At 70.3% G+C, this 15,113-nt stretch carries 15 protein-coding genes; 6 read left to right on the forward strand and 9 right to left on the reverse strand.

Translation table 11 applies throughout. The features are described 5' to 3' along the window. Positions 1-7: 7 nt before the first annotated feature. Genes KCH87_RS30880 through KCH87_RS30895 form a run of 4 tightly spaced genes read right to left on the reverse strand, consistent with a single transcriptional unit; the run spans position 8 to position 4,449 of the window. Entirely contained in the window at positions 8-898 is an 891-nt protein-coding gene (locus KCH87_RS30880; RefSeq protein WP_210589838.1) for a carbohydrate ABC transporter permease, read from the reverse strand. Between the two features lie 3 nt (positions 899-901). Next, complete coding sequence (locus KCH87_RS30885; RefSeq protein ID WP_210589841.1) at positions 902-1,843, reverse strand: carbohydrate ABC transporter permease; 942 nt, start codon at positions 1,841-1,843, stop codon at positions 902-904. Beyond that, a complete protein-coding gene (locus KCH87_RS30890) occupies positions 1,843-3,180 on the reverse strand; it encodes an ABC transporter substrate-binding protein (protein WP_210589844.1) in 1,338 nt (445 codons plus the stop codon). Before KCH87_RS30890 ends, KCH87_RS30885 begins: the two co-directional genes overlap by 1 nt. A 57-nt stretch (positions 3,181-3,237) precedes the next feature. Continuing rightward, the gene (locus KCH87_RS30895; RefSeq protein ID WP_210589847.1) at positions 3,238-4,449 is read right to left on the reverse strand and encodes an ROK family transcriptional regulator; all 1,212 of its coding nucleotides are present in this window, start codon (positions 4,447-4,449) and stop codon (positions 3,238-3,240) included. A 280-nt stretch (positions 4,450-4,729) separates the two neighbouring features. Between KCH87_RS30895 and KCH87_RS30900 the strand changes: the two genes are divergently transcribed. Next, positions 4,730-4,921, forward strand: coding sequence for a hypothetical protein (locus KCH87_RS30900; RefSeq protein ID WP_210589849.1), 192 nt, complete (start codon positions 4,730-4,732; stop codon positions 4,919-4,921). 96 nt (positions 4,922-5,017) lie between these two features. Here the strand turns inward: KCH87_RS30900 and KCH87_RS30905 are convergent, their stop codons facing one another. After that, on the reverse strand, positions 5,018-6,115 hold the full coding sequence (locus KCH87_RS30905; protein ID WP_210589853.1) for a mechanosensitive ion channel family protein: 1,098 nt from the start codon (positions 6,113-6,115) through the stop codon (positions 5,018-5,020). 317 nt (positions 6,116-6,432) lie between these two features. Here KCH87_RS30905 and KCH87_RS30910 point away from each other — a divergent pair, with 317 nt between their 5' ends. Continuing rightward, on the forward strand, positions 6,433-6,972 hold the full coding sequence (locus KCH87_RS30910) for an HNH endonuclease (RefSeq protein WP_210589856.1): 540 nt from the start codon (positions 6,433-6,435) through the stop codon (positions 6,970-6,972). A 105-nt stretch (positions 6,973-7,077) separates the two neighbouring features. Here KCH87_RS30910 and KCH87_RS30915 read toward each other — a convergent pair whose 3' ends face one another. The 3 genes from KCH87_RS30915 to KCH87_RS30925 form a co-directional block, all read right to left on the reverse strand. Beyond that, positions 7,078-8,400, reverse strand: coding sequence for an FtsX-like permease family protein (locus KCH87_RS30915; RefSeq protein ID WP_210590085.1), 1,323 nt, complete (start codon positions 8,398-8,400; stop codon positions 7,078-7,080). Positions 8,401-8,527: 127 nt separating this feature from the next. Further along, positions 8,528-9,214: an ABC transporter ATP-binding protein gene (locus KCH87_RS30920; protein ID WP_210589859.1), complete on the reverse strand. Its 687-nt coding sequence runs from the start codon at positions 9,212-9,214 to the stop codon at positions 8,528-8,530. Continuing rightward, the gene (locus tag KCH87_RS30925) at positions 9,211-9,744 is read right to left on the reverse strand and encodes a PadR family transcriptional regulator (protein WP_210589862.1); all 534 of its coding nucleotides are present in this window, start codon (positions 9,742-9,744) and stop codon (positions 9,211-9,213) included. The genes KCH87_RS30920 and KCH87_RS30925 overlap by 4 nt, the downstream gene beginning before the upstream one ends. A 233-nt stretch (positions 9,745-9,977) precedes the next feature. Between KCH87_RS30925 and KCH87_RS30930 the strand changes: the two genes are divergently transcribed. From KCH87_RS30930 to KCH87_RS30940, 3 genes are all read left to right on the forward strand, one after another. After that, on the forward strand, positions 9,978-10,253 hold the full coding sequence (locus KCH87_RS30930) for a hypothetical protein (RefSeq protein WP_210589865.1): 276 nt from the start codon (positions 9,978-9,980) through the stop codon (positions 10,251-10,253). Beyond that, positions 10,254-12,347: a 4-alpha-glucanotransferase gene (gene malQ, locus KCH87_RS30935; RefSeq protein WP_210589868.1), complete on the forward strand. Its 2,094-nt coding sequence runs from the start codon at positions 10,254-10,256 to the stop codon at positions 12,345-12,347. Positions 12,348-12,435: 88 nt separating this feature from the next. Next, positions 12,436-12,711, forward strand: coding sequence for a hypothetical protein (locus KCH87_RS30940; protein WP_210589871.1), 276 nt, complete (start codon positions 12,436-12,438; stop codon positions 12,709-12,711). Between the two features lie 96 nt (positions 12,712-12,807). Here KCH87_RS30940 and KCH87_RS30945 read toward each other — a convergent pair whose 3' ends face one another. Beyond that, positions 12,808-13,407, reverse strand: a complete 600-nt coding sequence (locus KCH87_RS30945) for a TetR family transcriptional regulator (protein ID WP_210589874.1) — start codon at positions 13,405-13,407, stop codon at positions 12,808-12,810. Between the two features lie 128 nt (positions 13,408-13,535). On the opposite strand from KCH87_RS30945, the gene KCH87_RS30950 reads away from it, so the two are divergent. Continuing rightward, complete coding sequence (locus tag KCH87_RS30950) at positions 13,536-14,999, forward strand: FAD-dependent monooxygenase (RefSeq protein ID WP_247197077.1); 1,464 nt, start codon at positions 13,536-13,538, stop codon at positions 14,997-14,999. Positions 15,000-15,113: the final 114 nt, after the last annotated feature.

The raw sequence follows: 15,113 nt of genomic DNA on the forward strand, positions 1-15,113 counted from the left end.
GGATGGATCAACCCTTTACTCCGGTGAGGGTGACGCCCTCGACGAACGCCTTCTGGGCGAAGAAGAACACGAGGATCACGGGGGCCATGACCAGTACGGTCGCGGCCATGGTGAGGTTCCAGTCGGTGTGGTGCATGCCCTTGAAGGACTCCAGGCCGTAACTCAGTGTCCAGGCGCTCTGGTTCTCCGATGCGTAGATCTGCGGGCCGAAGTAGTCGTTCCAGGCGTAGAAGAACTGGAACAGGGCGACGGCGGCGATGCCCGGCTTCGCCATGGGGACGACGACTCTGAGGAGCGTGCGCAGATCGCCGCAGCCGTCGACCTTCGCCGCGTCCACGTACTCGTTCGGGATCGTCATCAGGAACTGGCGCAGCAGGAAGATGGAGAACGCGTCCCCGAACGCCATCGGGATGATCAGCGGCCACAGAGTGCCCGACAGGTCGAGCTGCTTCGCCCAGAACAGATACATGGGGATGACGACCACCTGTGGCGGCAGCATCATCATCGAGATGACCAGCATCAGGGACAGATTGCGGCCCCGGAAGCGGAACTTGGCGAGTGCGTACGCCACCGGCAGCGAGGACACGACGGTAAGGACTGTTCCCAGTCCCGCGTAGATCAGTGTGTTCTTCCACCAGGTCAGGAAGCCCGGTGTGTCGAAGACCTTCTGGTAGTTGCCCCACTCCCAGGTGTGCGGGATCAGATCCCGGCTGAGGGCCTGGGAGTCGCTCATCAGCGAGGTCAGGAACACGAACACGAAGGGCAGCGTGAAGAAGAGGGCCGCGGCCACGCCGAGGGAGTGGACCGCGATCCATTCGAGGGCGGCCCGTCGCCGGGCCGTGCGCTCGGCCGGGGTGGGCGCCGGCAACTCCACGGGCCTGTCCAGTACTTGGGTCATGGGTCAGTCACCTGCCTGGATGAGACCGCCCCGGCGCCGCATCAGGAACGCGGTGAACGCCATCGACAGGGCGAAGAGGACGAGGGCGACGACACACGCGGAGCCGTAGTCGAAGCGCTGGAAGCCGAGGTTGTAGACGAGCTGGGGGAGGGTCAGCGTGGACTTCTCCGGGTAGCCGGGCTCGAACTGCGTGCCCGCGCCCTGGATCACGCCCGAGGCGACCTTCCCGGCGATCAGTGGCTGTGTGTAGTACTGCATGGTCTGGATCACGCCCGTGACGACCGCGAACATCACGATCGGCGAGATGTTCGGGAGCGTGACGTAGCGGAACCGCTGCCACGCCGAGGCCCCGTCCAGCTCGGCCGCCTCGTACTGCTCCTGGGGTACGTCGAGCAGCGCGGCCATGAAGATGACCATCAGGTCCCCGATGCCCCACAGGGCGAGCAGGGTGAGGGCCGGCTTGGACCAGGTGGGGTCGTTGAACCAGCCCGGCGCCGGGATGCCGACCTTCTCCAGGATCGAGTTGACCGGTCCCGTACCGGGGTTGAGGAGGAACGCGAAGGCCATGGTGGCCGCCACGGGCGGGGCCAGATAGGGCAGGTAGAACAGGGTGCGGAAGACACCCGTGCCGGTCTTGATCTTTGTGATCAGAAGGCCGACGCCGAGTCCGAAGACGACCCTCAGGGTCACCATCACGACGACCAGCCACAGGGTGTTGCGCAGCGCCGGCCAGAAGTACGGGTAGTGCTCGAAGACGTACGTCCAGTTCTGCGTTCCGCTCCACGTCGGCGGCTTGAAACCGTCGTAGTGCATGAACGAGAAGTAGACCGTCGAGAGCAGCGGATAGGCGAAGAAGACCGTGAAACCGATCAGCCAGGGCGACATGAAGGCGGCGGTCCGAAGCGCTGACCGCCGGCGCTTCGATGCCAGAGTGACGCTGCTCATCACTGTGCCTGCGCGATGTCCGTGTCGATCTGCTTGGCGGTGTCCTCAAGGCCCTTCTTCAGGTCCTTGGCCTTGCCGCTCTCGTACTCGTATCCGAACAGCTGGATGGTGTGGAGGTACACGCCGCCGTTGACCGACGCGGGAGCTGTCGTGGAGTTCGGGTTGGCCGCGATCTCCAGGAAGGTCTTGAAACGCGGGTCGTACTCCAGCTTCGGCGACTTCAGGGCGGCCAGCGTGGACGGCACGTTGTGGATGGCGTTGGAGAAGCCCACCACCGCGTCCGTGTCCGTGGTCATGTACTTCACCAGCTCCCAGGCAGCGTTCTGCTTCTTGCTGGTGGCGGCGATTCCGGCGATCGTGCCGGTGATGTAGCCCTTTCCGTACTGGTCGGCCTGGTCGTCGGGGACGGGCAGCGGGGCGACGCCGATCTCGAAGTCGGTCTTGGCGTCCAGGGCCATTCCGAGGCGCCATTCACCGTCGAGCTGCATGGCGACCTGACCGGTGTGGAAGGGGTGCTTGGGGCCCCATTCGTCGCCGAGGGTGGCCCGGTATTTCTCCAGCTTCTGGTAGCCGCCGAGTTCGTCGACGAGCTTCTTCTGGAGGGTGAAGCCTTTCTCGAACGCGGGGTCCTTGGCGACGTTGGACTTTCCGCTGGAGTCGAAGTACGTCGGGGAGAACTGCGCGAAGATGTGCTCGGTAGTCGACTCCCAGCCGTGGTAGTTCGGCATGAAGCCGAGCTGCTTGTACGAGTCGCCCTGAGCGATCGTCAACTTCTTGGCGTCGGCCTCGAATTCGGACCAGGTCTTCGGCGGGCTCTTGATTCCGGCCTTCTCGAAGGCCGTCTTGTTGTAGTAGAGCCCGTACGCGTCGCCCAGCAGCGGCACACTGCACCGGTTGCCCTCGTACTGGGTGTACTCGTTCATCGCCTTCGGGAAGGTCTTCTCCGGGTCGATGTCCGACTTCTCGAAGAACGGGTTGAGGTCGACCAGGGCGCCGGACGAGCAGAACTTGCCCACGTTGTTCGTGGTGAAGGACGAGATCGCGTCCGGGGCCTTGTCGCCGCCGGCCCGCAGGCCCTGGTTCATCTTGTCGTCGGTCATGTTGCCGACGACGTTGACGTGGATGTTGGGGTGCGCCTTCTCGAAGCCGGCGATCAGCGACTTGACGGCCTTCACCTCGGCGGGCGCGCTCCAGGCGTGCCAGAAGTTGATGGTCGTCTCCTGGGAGGCGTCGTCTTCGGCGCCGGAGTCCGACTGGCCGGTACAGGCGGTGGTGAGGAGGGCGAGGGAGGCGGAGGCGGCGAGCGCGATCGCTGCCTTTCGGGATATTCCGGGCATGGCAAGTACTCCCTGGGACGGGACGGGGGCGGTGAGGGAAAGGGGTGCGTACGTTCCTCAGCGCGAGGTGTCGAAGACCTCGTCGCGGGTGGCTGCCAGCGCGCTCTCCAACGCGCCGCGCAGCACGGGGTGTTCATGGACGTCGCCCACGACGAGCCGGGGCCGGGCCGCGGCCAGTTCCTCCAGCTCGGACTGGACGAGTGAGCGCAGCACCTCGCCGCCGGAGGCCAGCGAGGCGCCGCTGAGGACGACGAGTTCGGGGTCGAGGACGGAGACGAGGGAGGCGAGACCGGTGGCGAGGCGGGTCGCGTACGTCTGGAGGAGCAGCCGGTTCAGGACGGTGTCCTCTGCGGCGGCCCGTTCGACGAGGGTTGCGGCGACCTCGGCGTACGGTCCCGAAGGGATGTCCGCGATGCCGAGTTCGCGGGCGAGGTGGGGGATGGCCTGTGAGCCGGCCAGCTCCTGGTAGCCGCCACTGTTGGCTTTGGTTACTTGCCGGACCAGTGGTGCGCCGGGAACAGGCAGGAAACCTACCTCTCCCGCGCCGCCGGTCCAGCCGCGGTGCAGCCGGCCGCCGAGGACGAGGGCGGCACCCAGGCCCCCTTCGTTCCACAGCAGCACGAAGTCCTCGTGTCCCCGGGCGGCCCCGAGTCGCTGCTCGGCGACGGCGACGAGATTGACGTCGTTCTCGTACTCGACCGGCATCGGCAGGACGGCGGCGAGTTCGTCGAGCAGCGCGGGGGAGTGCCAGCCCGGGAGGTGGGAGGCGTAGCGCAGTCGGCCGGTGCCCGGGTCGAAGGCGCCGGGGGTGCCGATGACGAGCCGGTGGAGGTCGGCACGGGCGACCCCGGCCGCCTTCACGGCGCCGTCGAGGGCGTCGGTGACCTGCTGGACGACGGGCCCGCTGGGGCGCCTGCCCGGCGTGGGCAGCTCGTACTCGCCGACCGTGCGGCCGGTGATGTCGGCGACGGCGGCGAGGATGCGTTCGGGGGTGACGTCGAGCCCGGCGGCGTACGCGGCGGTCGGGTTGACCGCGTACAGCTGGGCGTTCGGGCCCGGGCGTCCCTCGGTGGTGCCGGTCACGAGGACGAGCCCGGCGGACTCCAGACGGGCCAGGAGCTGGGAGGCGGTCGGCTTGGAGAGGCCGGTGAGCTTGCCGATCTTCGTGCGGGACAGGGGGCCGTGGGCCAGGAGGAGGTCCAGGGCGGCACGGTCGTTCATGGCGCGCAGGACGCTCGGGGTGCCCGGCGTGCCGGCGGTTCCTGCCATGTGAGTCCCACCTGCCTTTCTCAGCCGCCCAGCTTCTCAGTGACGGGGGAGGGAAGTCCATCGAGGGCTCCTGTCGGAGCACCATTCCAGCCACTGTTAGGAAAGTTTCCTATCGCGGTGTTCAGGAAGGTAAGCCCGTCGTGAAGGGGTCGTCAAGAGAGACCGCCCCCGGGCAACGGACTCGTAACCGGAGGGGGCGGTGAGGCCTGCGGCCGTACCGCTCCTGACAGGATGGCGTGATCACAACAGAACGTGACCACAACAGAAGGAGGGGCGGCACATGACCGTACTCATCCTGTCCGTCGTCCTCGTGCTCGTCCTCGCAGGGTGCGCCTGCGTCGTCTGGGCCCAGCGGGGCGGCCCACGCTGGGTGCGCGGGGTGGCCGCCGTGACGGTGGGGGCGGGTCAGCTGGTGAGCCGGCTGGGGCGCAGCAACGGCCGGAGCAGGAACTCCAGTTCCGGCGACGACTAGGGGCCTGTCCGGCGGATCAGGTCCTGGAGCGGCGCCCGGCAGACCAAGAGGCGGCAGCCGGAACGACTCCGGACGCCGCCTTCCTCGTAGGCCCGGCTACTTCGTCGTACTCGTCGGCGCAATCGGTGAAGCCGCCGCCGCCTGCGGTGACGAGGTGTTCGAGTAGGCCGACGGGGCCGACATGCCTGCCGTCGGATCCGAGGCCGGCTCCTGCTCCACCTGGAGGGGGAGGCCGCCGACGATGCGGATGCCCTCGGCGTCGAAGGCGCGCTTGATGCGCCAGCGGAGTTCGCGTTCGACGGTGAGGGACTTGCCGGGCATGGTCTTGGCGGAGACGCCGACGACCATCGAGTCCAGGAGGACGCTGTCCAGGCCCAGGACCTCGATCGGGCCCCAGAGCATCTCGTTCCAGGGGTCTTCCTTGCTCATCGTCTCGCCGACCTGGGACAGGACCGCCCTGACCCGGTCGAGGTCCTCGGAGGGGCGGACGGTGACGTCGACGCCGGCCGTGCCCCAGCCCTGCGACAGGTTGCCGATGCGCTTGACCTCGCCGTTGCGGACGTACCAGATCTCGCCGTTGTCGCCGCGGAGCTTGGTGACGCGCAGGCCAACCTCGATGACCTCGCCGGAGGCGACGCCCGCGTCGACGGTGTCGCCGACGCCGTACTGGTCCTCAAGGATCATGAAGACGCCGGAGAGGAAGTCCGTGACCAGGTTGCGGGCGCCGAAACCGATGGCCACGCCCGCGACACCGGCCGAGGCCAGCAGCGGGGCGAGGTTGATCTCGAAGGCGGAGAGGACCATCAGGGCCGCGGTGCCCATGATCACGAAGCTGGCCACCGAGCGCAGCACCGAGCCGATCGCCTGCGAGCGCTGACGGCGGCGCTCCACATTGACCAGCAGACCGCCCAGCGACGTACCGTCCACCGCCTGGGCCGTGCGGTTCATGCGCTCTATCAGCTTGGTTATCGCGCGGCGTACCACCACTCTCAGTACCGCCGCGATCACCAGGATCAGCAGGACCCGGAGACCGATCGCGAGCCACGTGGACCAGTTCTGCTCGATCCAGCCGGCGGCGTTGGTCGCGCTCTCCTGGGCGTCCTGGAGCGAGGGGACCGACGGGGTCGTCCCCGAGGGGGACGGCGTCGGTGACGGCGACGAACCGGCGGCCGACAGGACGGCGGACAAGGACACGGCAGGTACCTCCAGGTGCAGGTTCCGCCCGCCGGCAGGCAGTAAAGATCACGGGAAGGTCACCGGACGGGCAGGCCAACCACACTATCGGGGCATCGTGTGTGGATCGTTGTCATGTTCGAGGGAGAGAAGCCGCCGACCCGGGCATGAACAGGTGGGATGAACCCTCCGTGATCCGGGGGATGATTTCAGATGTGGTCGAAAACACTCCCAGCCCGTTACCGGGACATGGTGGCGCTTCCACCAGGCATGAGGAGAGACTGACTACAGATCGTCCCGGCGCGAGCCACGCGCCGCCGACGCACAAGGAGGCATCCGTGCCGCATGTCCTGGTCCTCAACGCGTCGTACGAGCCGCTCGGCGTCGTACCGCTCCGCCGCGCGCTCGTCCTCGTCCTCGAGAACAAGGCCCAATGCCTCGAGGAGTCCGGCGCCTTTATGCACAGCGCAACCGTCACAGTCCCCGCACCAAGCGTGGTCCGGCTCAAGCGATTCGTCCGGGTTCCCTATCGGGGACCCGTTCCTCTGACCCGGCGGGCGCTCTTCGCCCGCGACGGGGGCCGGTGCATGTACTGCGGTGGCGTCGCAACCAGCGTCGACCACGTCATCCCGCGCAGCCGCGGGGGCAAGCACGTCTGGGACAACGTGGTGGCGTCCTGCCGTCGCTGCAACCACGTGAAGGCCGACCGGCATCTCTTCGAGATCGGCTGGCGCCTGCGCCACAAACCTGCTCCGCCCACCGGCCTGGCCTGGCGCATCATCGGGACCGGCCATAGGGATCCGCGCTGGCTGCCCTACTTGCAGCCATTTGGCGCGGAGGACGCCATGGCCCGGATCGACGGCGCTATTTCCGCCTGACGATCCGGGCCTTCGCATTGCCCCGGCCGGGCGACGGTACGGCCGGGCAAACGGCACGCCTTCAGCCGGTCCCGGGGGTCCCCCGTTCCCCCGGGACCGGACGTGTTACGTGTACCGCAGCTCCCCGGGGTGTGCCGAGCGGCTCAGCAGGGGCAGCGAGGTGGCCGCCGCCAGCAGGCAGGTCGCGTACACCGCGAGTGGGACCAGGAGTGCGGCGAGCGAGGACGGGGCGAACGCCCCGCCGACGAGTCCTCCGTATCCGACGCCGATCGTCAGGCCGCCGAGCCCCGCCAGCAGCAGCGCCGGCGCGAGCGGCAGCGCCGTCTCCAGCAGCAGCGCCCGGCCGAGCACCGCCCGTGGCACCCCGGCGGCGGTCTGCGCGGCCAGGCCCCGGCGGCGGGTGGCCAGTGACTCGGCGGTGCCGACGGCCAGCGCGCACAGCGTGATCACGAGGGCGACGAGGATCGCGGCGGCGGTGAGGTTCAGACCCGTCTCGTAGAAGGACATGCTCACGGCCCTGTGCTCCATGCTGTGCAGCTGGGCGAGCAGCCCCTGCCGTACGCCGACGAAGCCCGTCCCCACGACCGTCACCAGCAGCACGGCCGCATGCGTACGGGCCGCCGCCCACGGGTCGTCGCGCAGCCGCTCCGCCGCGATCAGCACGCCCGGGTTTCCCGTGCGGGCGGCTAGGTACCGGCCGGTCAGCCCGGCAGTGACCCCCGAGAGCCACACCGAGACCACACCCACCAGTACCACCGCGGCGCAGACCGTCAGCGGAACCATCGCGAACCCGATGAGGGGATTGTCCCGGTACGGCGTGAACGCCAGAAGCAGCACCAGGACGGCGAACGCCGGCACCACCACCGCGAGCGCGAGCCCCGGCCGCCGTGTCGTCCGAACCCGACGCACCCAGCCCAGCGGCGAGGCGATCACCCGGCGCAGCGCCAGCGCGCTCACCAGCGCACCCAGCACCGGCACGGCGGCCCCGACCAGCACGAACCCGGCCCAGGCGAGGCCCGGCGGCGCTTCCCACTGGCCGAGCACGACCGGCACGGAGGCGAGTACGGCGGCCACCGACCCCACCAGACAGGCGAGCCCCGCCTCCAGCGCGGCGATCCGCCGCACCTGTCCCGGCGCGGCCCCCGCGAGCCGCAGCGCGGCCAGCCGCCGGTCGCGGTGCACGGCACCGATCCGGGTGCACTGCCCGAGGAACCCGAGCACGGGGATCAGCAGAAGCACCAGCGCGAGGACCACGCCCGTCCGCTCACCGGGATGGTTCAGCAGGCCGTTCGCGAAGGAGATCGAGTACTGCCCCTCGATCGACGCGATCGCGACGGCCACCAGCCCGAAACCGGTCGCGAGCCCCGCCCCCACCGCCGTCAGCGCCGCCCGCCACCACTCCCGCCGGTCCGACCCCCGGGTCAACATCCAGGCCAGCCGCAGATCGGCCCTCACGCGGTCACCTCCAGCGACGTGACGATTCCGTCGCTCAGCCGCACCTCGCGGTCCGCGGAGGTCGGAGTCCGGGTGCTGTCGGTGGTCGGCAGGTGGGATCTCATGCGGTCACCTCCAGTGGTGTCACGGTCCCGTCGCTCAGCCGCACCTCGCGGTCCGCGTATGCCGCCACCTGCGCGTCGTGCGTGATCAGCAGCACCGCCGTGCCCGCCTCGCGGGCGGTGTGCACCAGGGCCGTCATCACCTGCTCGCTCGCCAGGGAGTCCAGTGCGCCGGTCGGCTCGTCCGCGAAGACCACCTTCGGGCCGGTGACGAGCGCCCGGGCCAGGGCGGCCCGCTGTGCCTGGCCACCGCTCAGCTCACCCGGCCGTTGCGCCTCCTGCCCGCGCACGCCGAACCGCTCCAGCCACTCACCGGCCCGCTCCTGCGCCTCTCCCCGTGTGCTCCCGGCCAGCATCAGCGGCAGGGCCACATTGTCGAGTGCGGTCAGCTCCGGGATGAGCTGCCCGAACTGGAAGACCACGCCGAAGTCGGTACGGCGCAGCTCGCTCAGCCTCTTCTCGGGCAGCGTGTCCAGCCGCGCCCCGTCGTACGTCACCGTGCCCTCGTCCGGGCGGACCAGCCCCGCCAGACAGTGCAGCAGCGTCGACTTCCCGCTGCCGCTGGCGCCGGTCACGGCGAGGATCTCGCCGGCGTGCAGCTCGGCCGAGGCGCCGCGCAGGGCCTCGGTCCTGCCGTGCGCCTTGGTGAGGTCACGGGCCGCCAGGAGCGGCACTGGGTTGGTCATGCTGCGTCGACCTCCGCGGTCAGGGTGGTGAGCCGGGCCGCCGTCGTGGTCATCCAACGGAGGTCGGCGTCAAGGTGGTTAAGGGCGTAGTCGGCCGAGAGCACGGTCGCGAGATCGGCGCCCGGGGCGGTTTTCACCGCCGTGAGCTCACGCATCCGCTCCATGTGCGCGGCGCGTTGCGCCCGCAGATAGGCCTCCGGGTCGCCGCCGGACAGGATCGCGACCACGACCTTGGCGAAGATCTCGTTCGTCACGAAGGGCGCGGGCGGCGCGATCTCGCCCGCCCACTTGGCGAGTTCGCGCGCACCGCCGTCCGTCGAGCGGTACATCGTGCGCTCCGGACCGCCGTCCGAGTCGGTGCCCTCGACCTCGGCGAGGCCGTCGCGGACCAGGCGCTGGAGGGTCGTATAGACCTGCCCGTAGGCCAGCGGACGGGCCTGCGGAAAACGTTCGTCGTGGCGTCGCTTGAGGTCGTAGCCATGGCTCGGCCCCCCTGCGAGCAGCCCCAGGAGGAGGTGGCGGGTGCTCATGGCGACCAGTATGCACTTGCTACATGTACTGAGTGAATAGTTCCCTCTGGATTTGCGGGTAGAAGTTCAAGGGCCGGGGCGGGCGGTGTGTGACTAGGCGCACGTCGTCCGGCCGGAGACGTCTGGTCCGGCGCCCACTGGGTAGGGCTGCGGTTACCCGTACGAAGCCGTTACACGTACTGAGCCGTTACCCGTACGAAGCCGCACTCGCCGTACTCGACAAGGAGGCCCTCGTGGCCGCATCGGCACACCTTCTGCTCTCGGCCCTCTCCAAACAGGAGGCGGACCAGTCCGCCGCACCCGATCTCCACAGCTGCGTCTTCAGCGCGGAGAGCGCCTGCGCCGAGGCTCCGCTGACCAGCGAACCCCCGCTGCCGGACGCGGAACCCCTCACCAGCGAGCCGCCGCTCGCCGACGCCGCCCCGCTGACCAGCGAGTCCGACGCCTACGCGGACATGCCGACCGGCGAGCTCGACGCCTACCCGGACCTTTTCCGCCCGGAGCGGTAGATGACGGCACCCCGGTCGGCCGCGCCCCCTGACGAGGACCTCTCCCGGCTCGCCGAGCTGCACGGCGTCGCCATGTCCTACAGCCCGTCGCCCGACCGTACGGTCGCCGCCTCGGCCGTCGCACTCAGCCGGGCGCTGGCCGCGCTCGGCGTCGACACGAGCACCCCCGGGGACGTCCGTGCCGCGCTCGCCGCCCGGGAAAGCGAGCTGAGCGAACGGCTGCTGCCGCCGACGGTGGTCTGCTGGATCGGCGGTACGTCCGCCGCCCTCGCCGCGCTCCCGGAGGGCACCCGGCTGCGCATCGAGACCGAACAGGGCGAGACCCGCGCCGCCGCCGAGCAACTCCCGCCCGGAGTCCACCGGTTGACCGCGACCGCCCCCGACGGCCGCACCGCCCGCGCCCACCTGATCGTCGCCCCGCCCCGGCTGCCCGCGCCGCCCGGACGCTCGTACGGCCTTCTCGTCCAGCTCTACTCCCTGCTCTCCCGGCGCTCCTGGGGCATGGGCGACCTCGGTGACCTCGCCGAGCTGGCCGCCTGGGCCGGGCGGGCGCTCGGCGCCGGATTCGTGCAGGTCAACCCGTTGCACGCGGCCGTGCCCGGTGCGCCCACCGACCCGTCTCCCTACCGGCCCTCCTCGCGCCGCTTCCCCGACCCGGTGCATCTGCACGTCGAGGACATCCCCGAGTTCGGGTACGTCGACGGGCGCGAGCGGGTGCGGGGGCTGCTGGAGCGGGCGGCGCGACTGCGTGAATCGGTGCTGGAGAAGGGGGAGTTGATCGACCGGGACGCGGTGTGGGAGCTGAAGCGGGAGGCGCTGGAGCTGGTACGGGAGGTGCCGCTGGGGCCGGGGCGCCGGGCCGCGTACGTCGACTTCCTCGCCGACCAGGGCGAGGCCCTGGAGGACCACGCCACCTGGTACGCGCTGGCCGAGGTGCACGGTTCGGACTGGCACAACTGGCCGACCGGTCTGCGCGACCCGCGCTCGGCGGAAACCGCCCGCGCCCGGCGCGAGTTGATGGACCGTGTCGACTTCCACTCCCGTCTCGCCTGGCTCACCGACGCCCAGCTCACCGCCGCCCAGCGCGCCGCGCGCGAGGCAGGCATGCCGCTCGGGATCGTGCACGATCTGGCGGTCGGGGTGCACCCCGGGGGCGCGGACACCTGGGCGCAGCAGCGGTACTTCGCGGCCGGGATGTCGGTCGGCGCACCGCCGGACGCCTTCAACGCCCGGGGCCAGGACTGGGGGTTGCCGCCCTGGCGACCGGACCGGCTGGCCGAGTCCGGCTACGCCCCGTTCCGCATGGTGCTGAAGGCCCTGTTCCGCTACGCCGGCGCCCTGCGCATCGACCACGTCATGGGCCTGTTCCGGCTGTGGTGGGTCCCGGAAGGGCTGCCGCCCACCGAGGGGACATACGTCCGCTACGACGCCGAGGCCATGCTCGCCGTCCTCGTGCTGGAGGCCTCCCGCGCCGGGGCCGTGGTGATCGGCGAGGATCTGGGCACCGTGGAACCCGGGGTCCGCGAGACGCTGCGCGAGCGCGGGGTGCTCGGCACGTCGGTCCTGTGGTTCGAACGGGACTGGGAGGGCGACGGCCGCCCGCTGCCCCCCGAGCACTGGCGCGCCGACTGCCTCGCCACCGCCACCACCCACGACCTGCCCTCCACCGCCGCCCGTCTCACCGGCGAACACGTCGAACTCCGCGACAGCCTCGGCCTGTTGACCCGCCCCCTGGAGGAGGAACGGGCGGAGGCGGCCGCCGACACCGGGGAGTGGCTGACCCTGCTGGCCCGGCTGGGTCTCTTGCAGGGGACCAGCGGAGGCATCGGCACGTCCTCCGAGGAGGCCGAGGTCCAGGCCCTCCACCGCTATCTGCTCCGCACCCCGGCCCGCATGATCGGCGTCTGGCTGCCGGACGGGGTGGGCGACCGCCGCCCGCAGAACCTGCCGGGTACGTGGGACCAGTACCCGAACTGGCGGCTTCCCGTGGCGGATGCGGAGGGGAAGCCGGTGACGCTGGAGGAGGTGGCGGGGTCGGCGAGACTGCATGCGCTCGTCGAGGTGCTGCGGGCGTCGGGTGCGCGGCACTCGTGAGCGCCGTGGCCACTCGCTTCCGACCCCGGCGCACCTCTTACGGCACCCCGAACGCGCGTCCCCACCCGGCGTTGGATACTTTGTCCCCGTGGACAAGAAGAACGCCCTGCGCGCCGGCGCCCTGGCTGCCGGTACGACGCTGATGATGCTGCTCATGACGTCTCCCGCGCTCGCGCTCACCCGCGACGACGGTGACGACCCCGGCACGGGCCTGAGCGTCATCGAGACGCTGGGTCTGTTCGTCGCGGCCCCGCTCGCCCTGTTCGCGGTCATCGCCGGTCTGGTGATGGTCCTGGACAAGTCGCACGTGGCGCACCGGGTGACCATCCCCAAGACCAAGGCCAAGACCGGCTCGAAGGCCTGACCGGGCCCCGCACGCTCTGTCAAGGGCGCCGACCCCGCCGTACGTACGGCGGGGTCGGCGCCCTTGCTGTGTTCCGCGGGATTCCGGCGTACGGCGTCACGGACTCGGCGCCGTCAGATACCTCTGCACCGTCGGCCCCAGCCACGCCACGATCTCCCCGCGGCTGAGGGCGACCGCCGGCGGGAACTTCAGGACGTACCGGGTCAGCGCCAGCCCGAGCATCTGCGTCGCCACGAGCGCGGCCCGCGCCGGGATCTGCTCGGGGTCGGGACACACGTGCCGGGCGACCGGCAGCAACTGGTCCCGGAAGATGCCCTGCATCCGCTCGGCCCCCGCCTGATTGGTGGTGCCGACCCGGAGCAGGGCCGTGAGCACCTCGTTCTCCTCCCACATGGTGAGGAAATGCCTCACCATGATCTCTCCGACGTCGTGCCGGGGCAGCGCGGCGAGGTCCGGCAGCTGGAGATCGACGGAGACCACCGCCGCGAACAGGCCTTCTTTGTTGCCGAAGTAGCGCATCACCATCGATGGATCGATGCTCGCGTCCTTGGCGATGGCGCGGATGGTGGCCCGCTCGTATCCGTCGGTCGCGAAGCGCTCACGGGCGGCGGCGAGGATCGCGGTGCGGGTGGCGTCGGAGCGGCGGTGCGGGGTGCCGGTTCCGGAATCTGGGCTGCCGCTGCTGCTGGCTTTCATGCCAACGAATGTAGGCCAACATGCGTAGGCCAACAAGTGTTGACAGTGTTCAGGGCTCGCTCTACGTTGGTCAACGAGCGTTGGTCAACAGTTGTTGGCAAACAAGCGTTGGCACTCAGGAGGCCACCATGAACGGCAACGACACTGGAAACGGCACCACCCCCGCCCCCTCCGTCATCGTCGTCGGCTCCGGCCCCACCGGCCTGCTCCTCGCCGGTGACCTCGCCACCGCCGGCGTCTCCGTCACCCTCCTCGAAAGGCGCCCCCACAAGATCAGCAACCTCTCCCGCGCCTTCGGCGTCCACGCCCGCACCCTGGAGCAGCTCGACGCCCGCGGTCTCGCCGACCCGCTGCTCGCCACCGGCGACACCATCACCGGCCTGCGCCTCTTCCGCCGCCTCTCGCTCGACCTGGGCACACTCCCGTCCCGCTTCCCGTTCCTGCTGATCACCCCGCAGTACGAGGTGGAGCGGCTGCTGGAGCGGCGGGCGCGCGAGGCCGGGGCCGAGTTCGTGTACGAGAGCGAGGTCGTGGGCCTGCGCCAGGACGACACCGGCGTCGACCTCGACGTACGCGACGCGGAGGGGACGGTCACCACCCACCGCGCGGCCTACGTCGTCGGCGCGGACGGCCACCACAGCGCCGTACGCCAGGCGATCGGCCTGCCCTTCCCCGGCGTCTCCGTCATCAAGTCCCTGTTCCTGGCCGACGTCAGGCTCGCCCAGCGGCCCGAGGGTGTGCTCACCGTCAACGGTGCGGGCGACGCCTTCGCGATGATCGCCTCCTTCGGTGACGGCTGGTACCGCGTCATGGGCTGGAACCGGCGCAACGAAGTGGCCGACGACGCCCCGCTCGACCTCGACGAGATCAAGGACGTCACCCGCCGCGCCCTGGGCACCGACTACGGCATGCATGACGCGCGCTGGCTCTCCCGTTTCCACAGCGACGAGCGCCAGGCGCCGGAGTACCGGGTCGGCCGGGTCTTCCTCGCCGGGGACGCCGCGCACGTCCACTCCCCGGCCGGCGGCCAGGGCATGAACACCGGCCTTCAGGACGCGGCCAACCTCGGCTGGAAGCTCACCGCGGCCGTCAAGGGCTGGGCACCCGCGGGCCTCCTCGACACCTACCAGGCCGAACGCCACCCCGTCGGCAAGGCGGTGCTGCGCAGCAGCGGCGGGCTGGTCCGGCTGGCCCGCGCGCAGAGCCCCGTGCTGCGCGCCGCACGCGGCCTCGTCTCGGCCTTCCTCAACGTGGCCCGGCCCGCCCAGCGCAAGGCCCTGGCCCAGATCTCCGGCCTCGGCTTCAAGTACCCCGCCCCCGGCGGCTCCCACCGCCTCACCGGCACCCGCGTCCCCGACGTCGCCCTCAAGAGCGGCCGTCTCTACGAGGCCCTCCGCGGCGGCCGGTTCGTGCTGATCGCCCCTGAAGGTCACGGGGGCGGCGCCGGCCGCGAGGACCGGCTGGCCGTGGAGCACTGGGCAGGAGACCGCCGTACGACCGTGCTGGTGCGCCCCGATGGATACGTGGCCTGGGCGACGGACGCCGCGGACGACTCGGCGGTCGAGACCGCACTCGCCGCCCACCTGGGCTGACCCGGGATCGATTGTTCAGCTTCACTGAAGAGAATCATCAAAAAGATTCGATGGACCTGACAGGTCGAGCGCTGCGACGGTGGACCCACCGCGATCATCGCGATCATCGCGATC

The sequence above is a fragment of the Streptomyces sp. GESEQ-35 genome (assembly GCF_017948485.1).
Lineage (GTDB): Bacteria > Actinomycetota > Actinomycetes > Streptomycetales > Streptomycetaceae > Streptomyces.

Excerpts from the sequence above, each read along its gene's own strand:
- malQ (WP_210589868.1), top strand. The coding sequence starts at position 10,254 with ATGACGGCACCCCGGTCGGCCGCGCCCCCTGACGAGGACCTCTCCCGG.
- KCH87_RS30900 (WP_210589849.1), top strand. The coding sequence starts at position 4,730 with ATGACCGTACTCATCCTGTCCGTCGTCCTCGTGCTCGTCCTCGCAGGG.
- KCH87_RS30945 (WP_210589874.1), bottom strand. The coding sequence starts at position 13,407 with ATGAAAGCCAGCAGCAGCGGCAGCCCAGATTCCGGAACCGGCACCCCG.
- KCH87_RS30885 (WP_210589841.1), bottom strand. The coding sequence starts at position 1,843 with ATGAGCAGCGTCACTCTGGCATCGAAGCGCCGGCGGTCAGCGCTTCGG.
- KCH87_RS30915 (WP_210590085.1), bottom strand. The coding sequence starts at position 8,400 with ATGTTGACCCGGGGGTCGGACCGGCGGGAGTGGTGGCGGGCGGCGCTG.
- KCH87_RS30880 (WP_210589838.1), bottom strand. The coding sequence starts at position 898 with ATGACCCAAGTACTGGACAGGCCCGTGGAGTTGCCGGCGCCCACCCCG.
- KCH87_RS30925 (WP_210589862.1), bottom strand. The coding sequence starts at position 9,744 with ATGAGCACCCGCCACCTCCTCCTGGGGCTGCTCGCAGGGGGGCCGAGC.
- KCH87_RS30895 (WP_210589847.1), bottom strand. The coding sequence starts at position 4,449 with ATGGCAGGAACCGCCGGCACGCCGGGCACCCCGAGCGTCCTGCGCGCC.
- KCH87_RS30920 (WP_210589859.1), bottom strand. The coding sequence starts at position 9,214 with ATGACCAACCCAGTGCCGCTCCTGGCGGCCCGTGACCTCACCAAGGCG.
- KCH87_RS30950 (WP_247197077.1), top strand. The coding sequence starts at position 13,536 with ATGAACGGCAACGACACTGGAAACGGCACCACCCCCGCCCCCTCCGTC.
- KCH87_RS30890 (WP_210589844.1), bottom strand. The coding sequence starts at position 3,180 with ATGCCCGGAATATCCCGAAAGGCAGCGATCGCGCTCGCCGCCTCCGCC.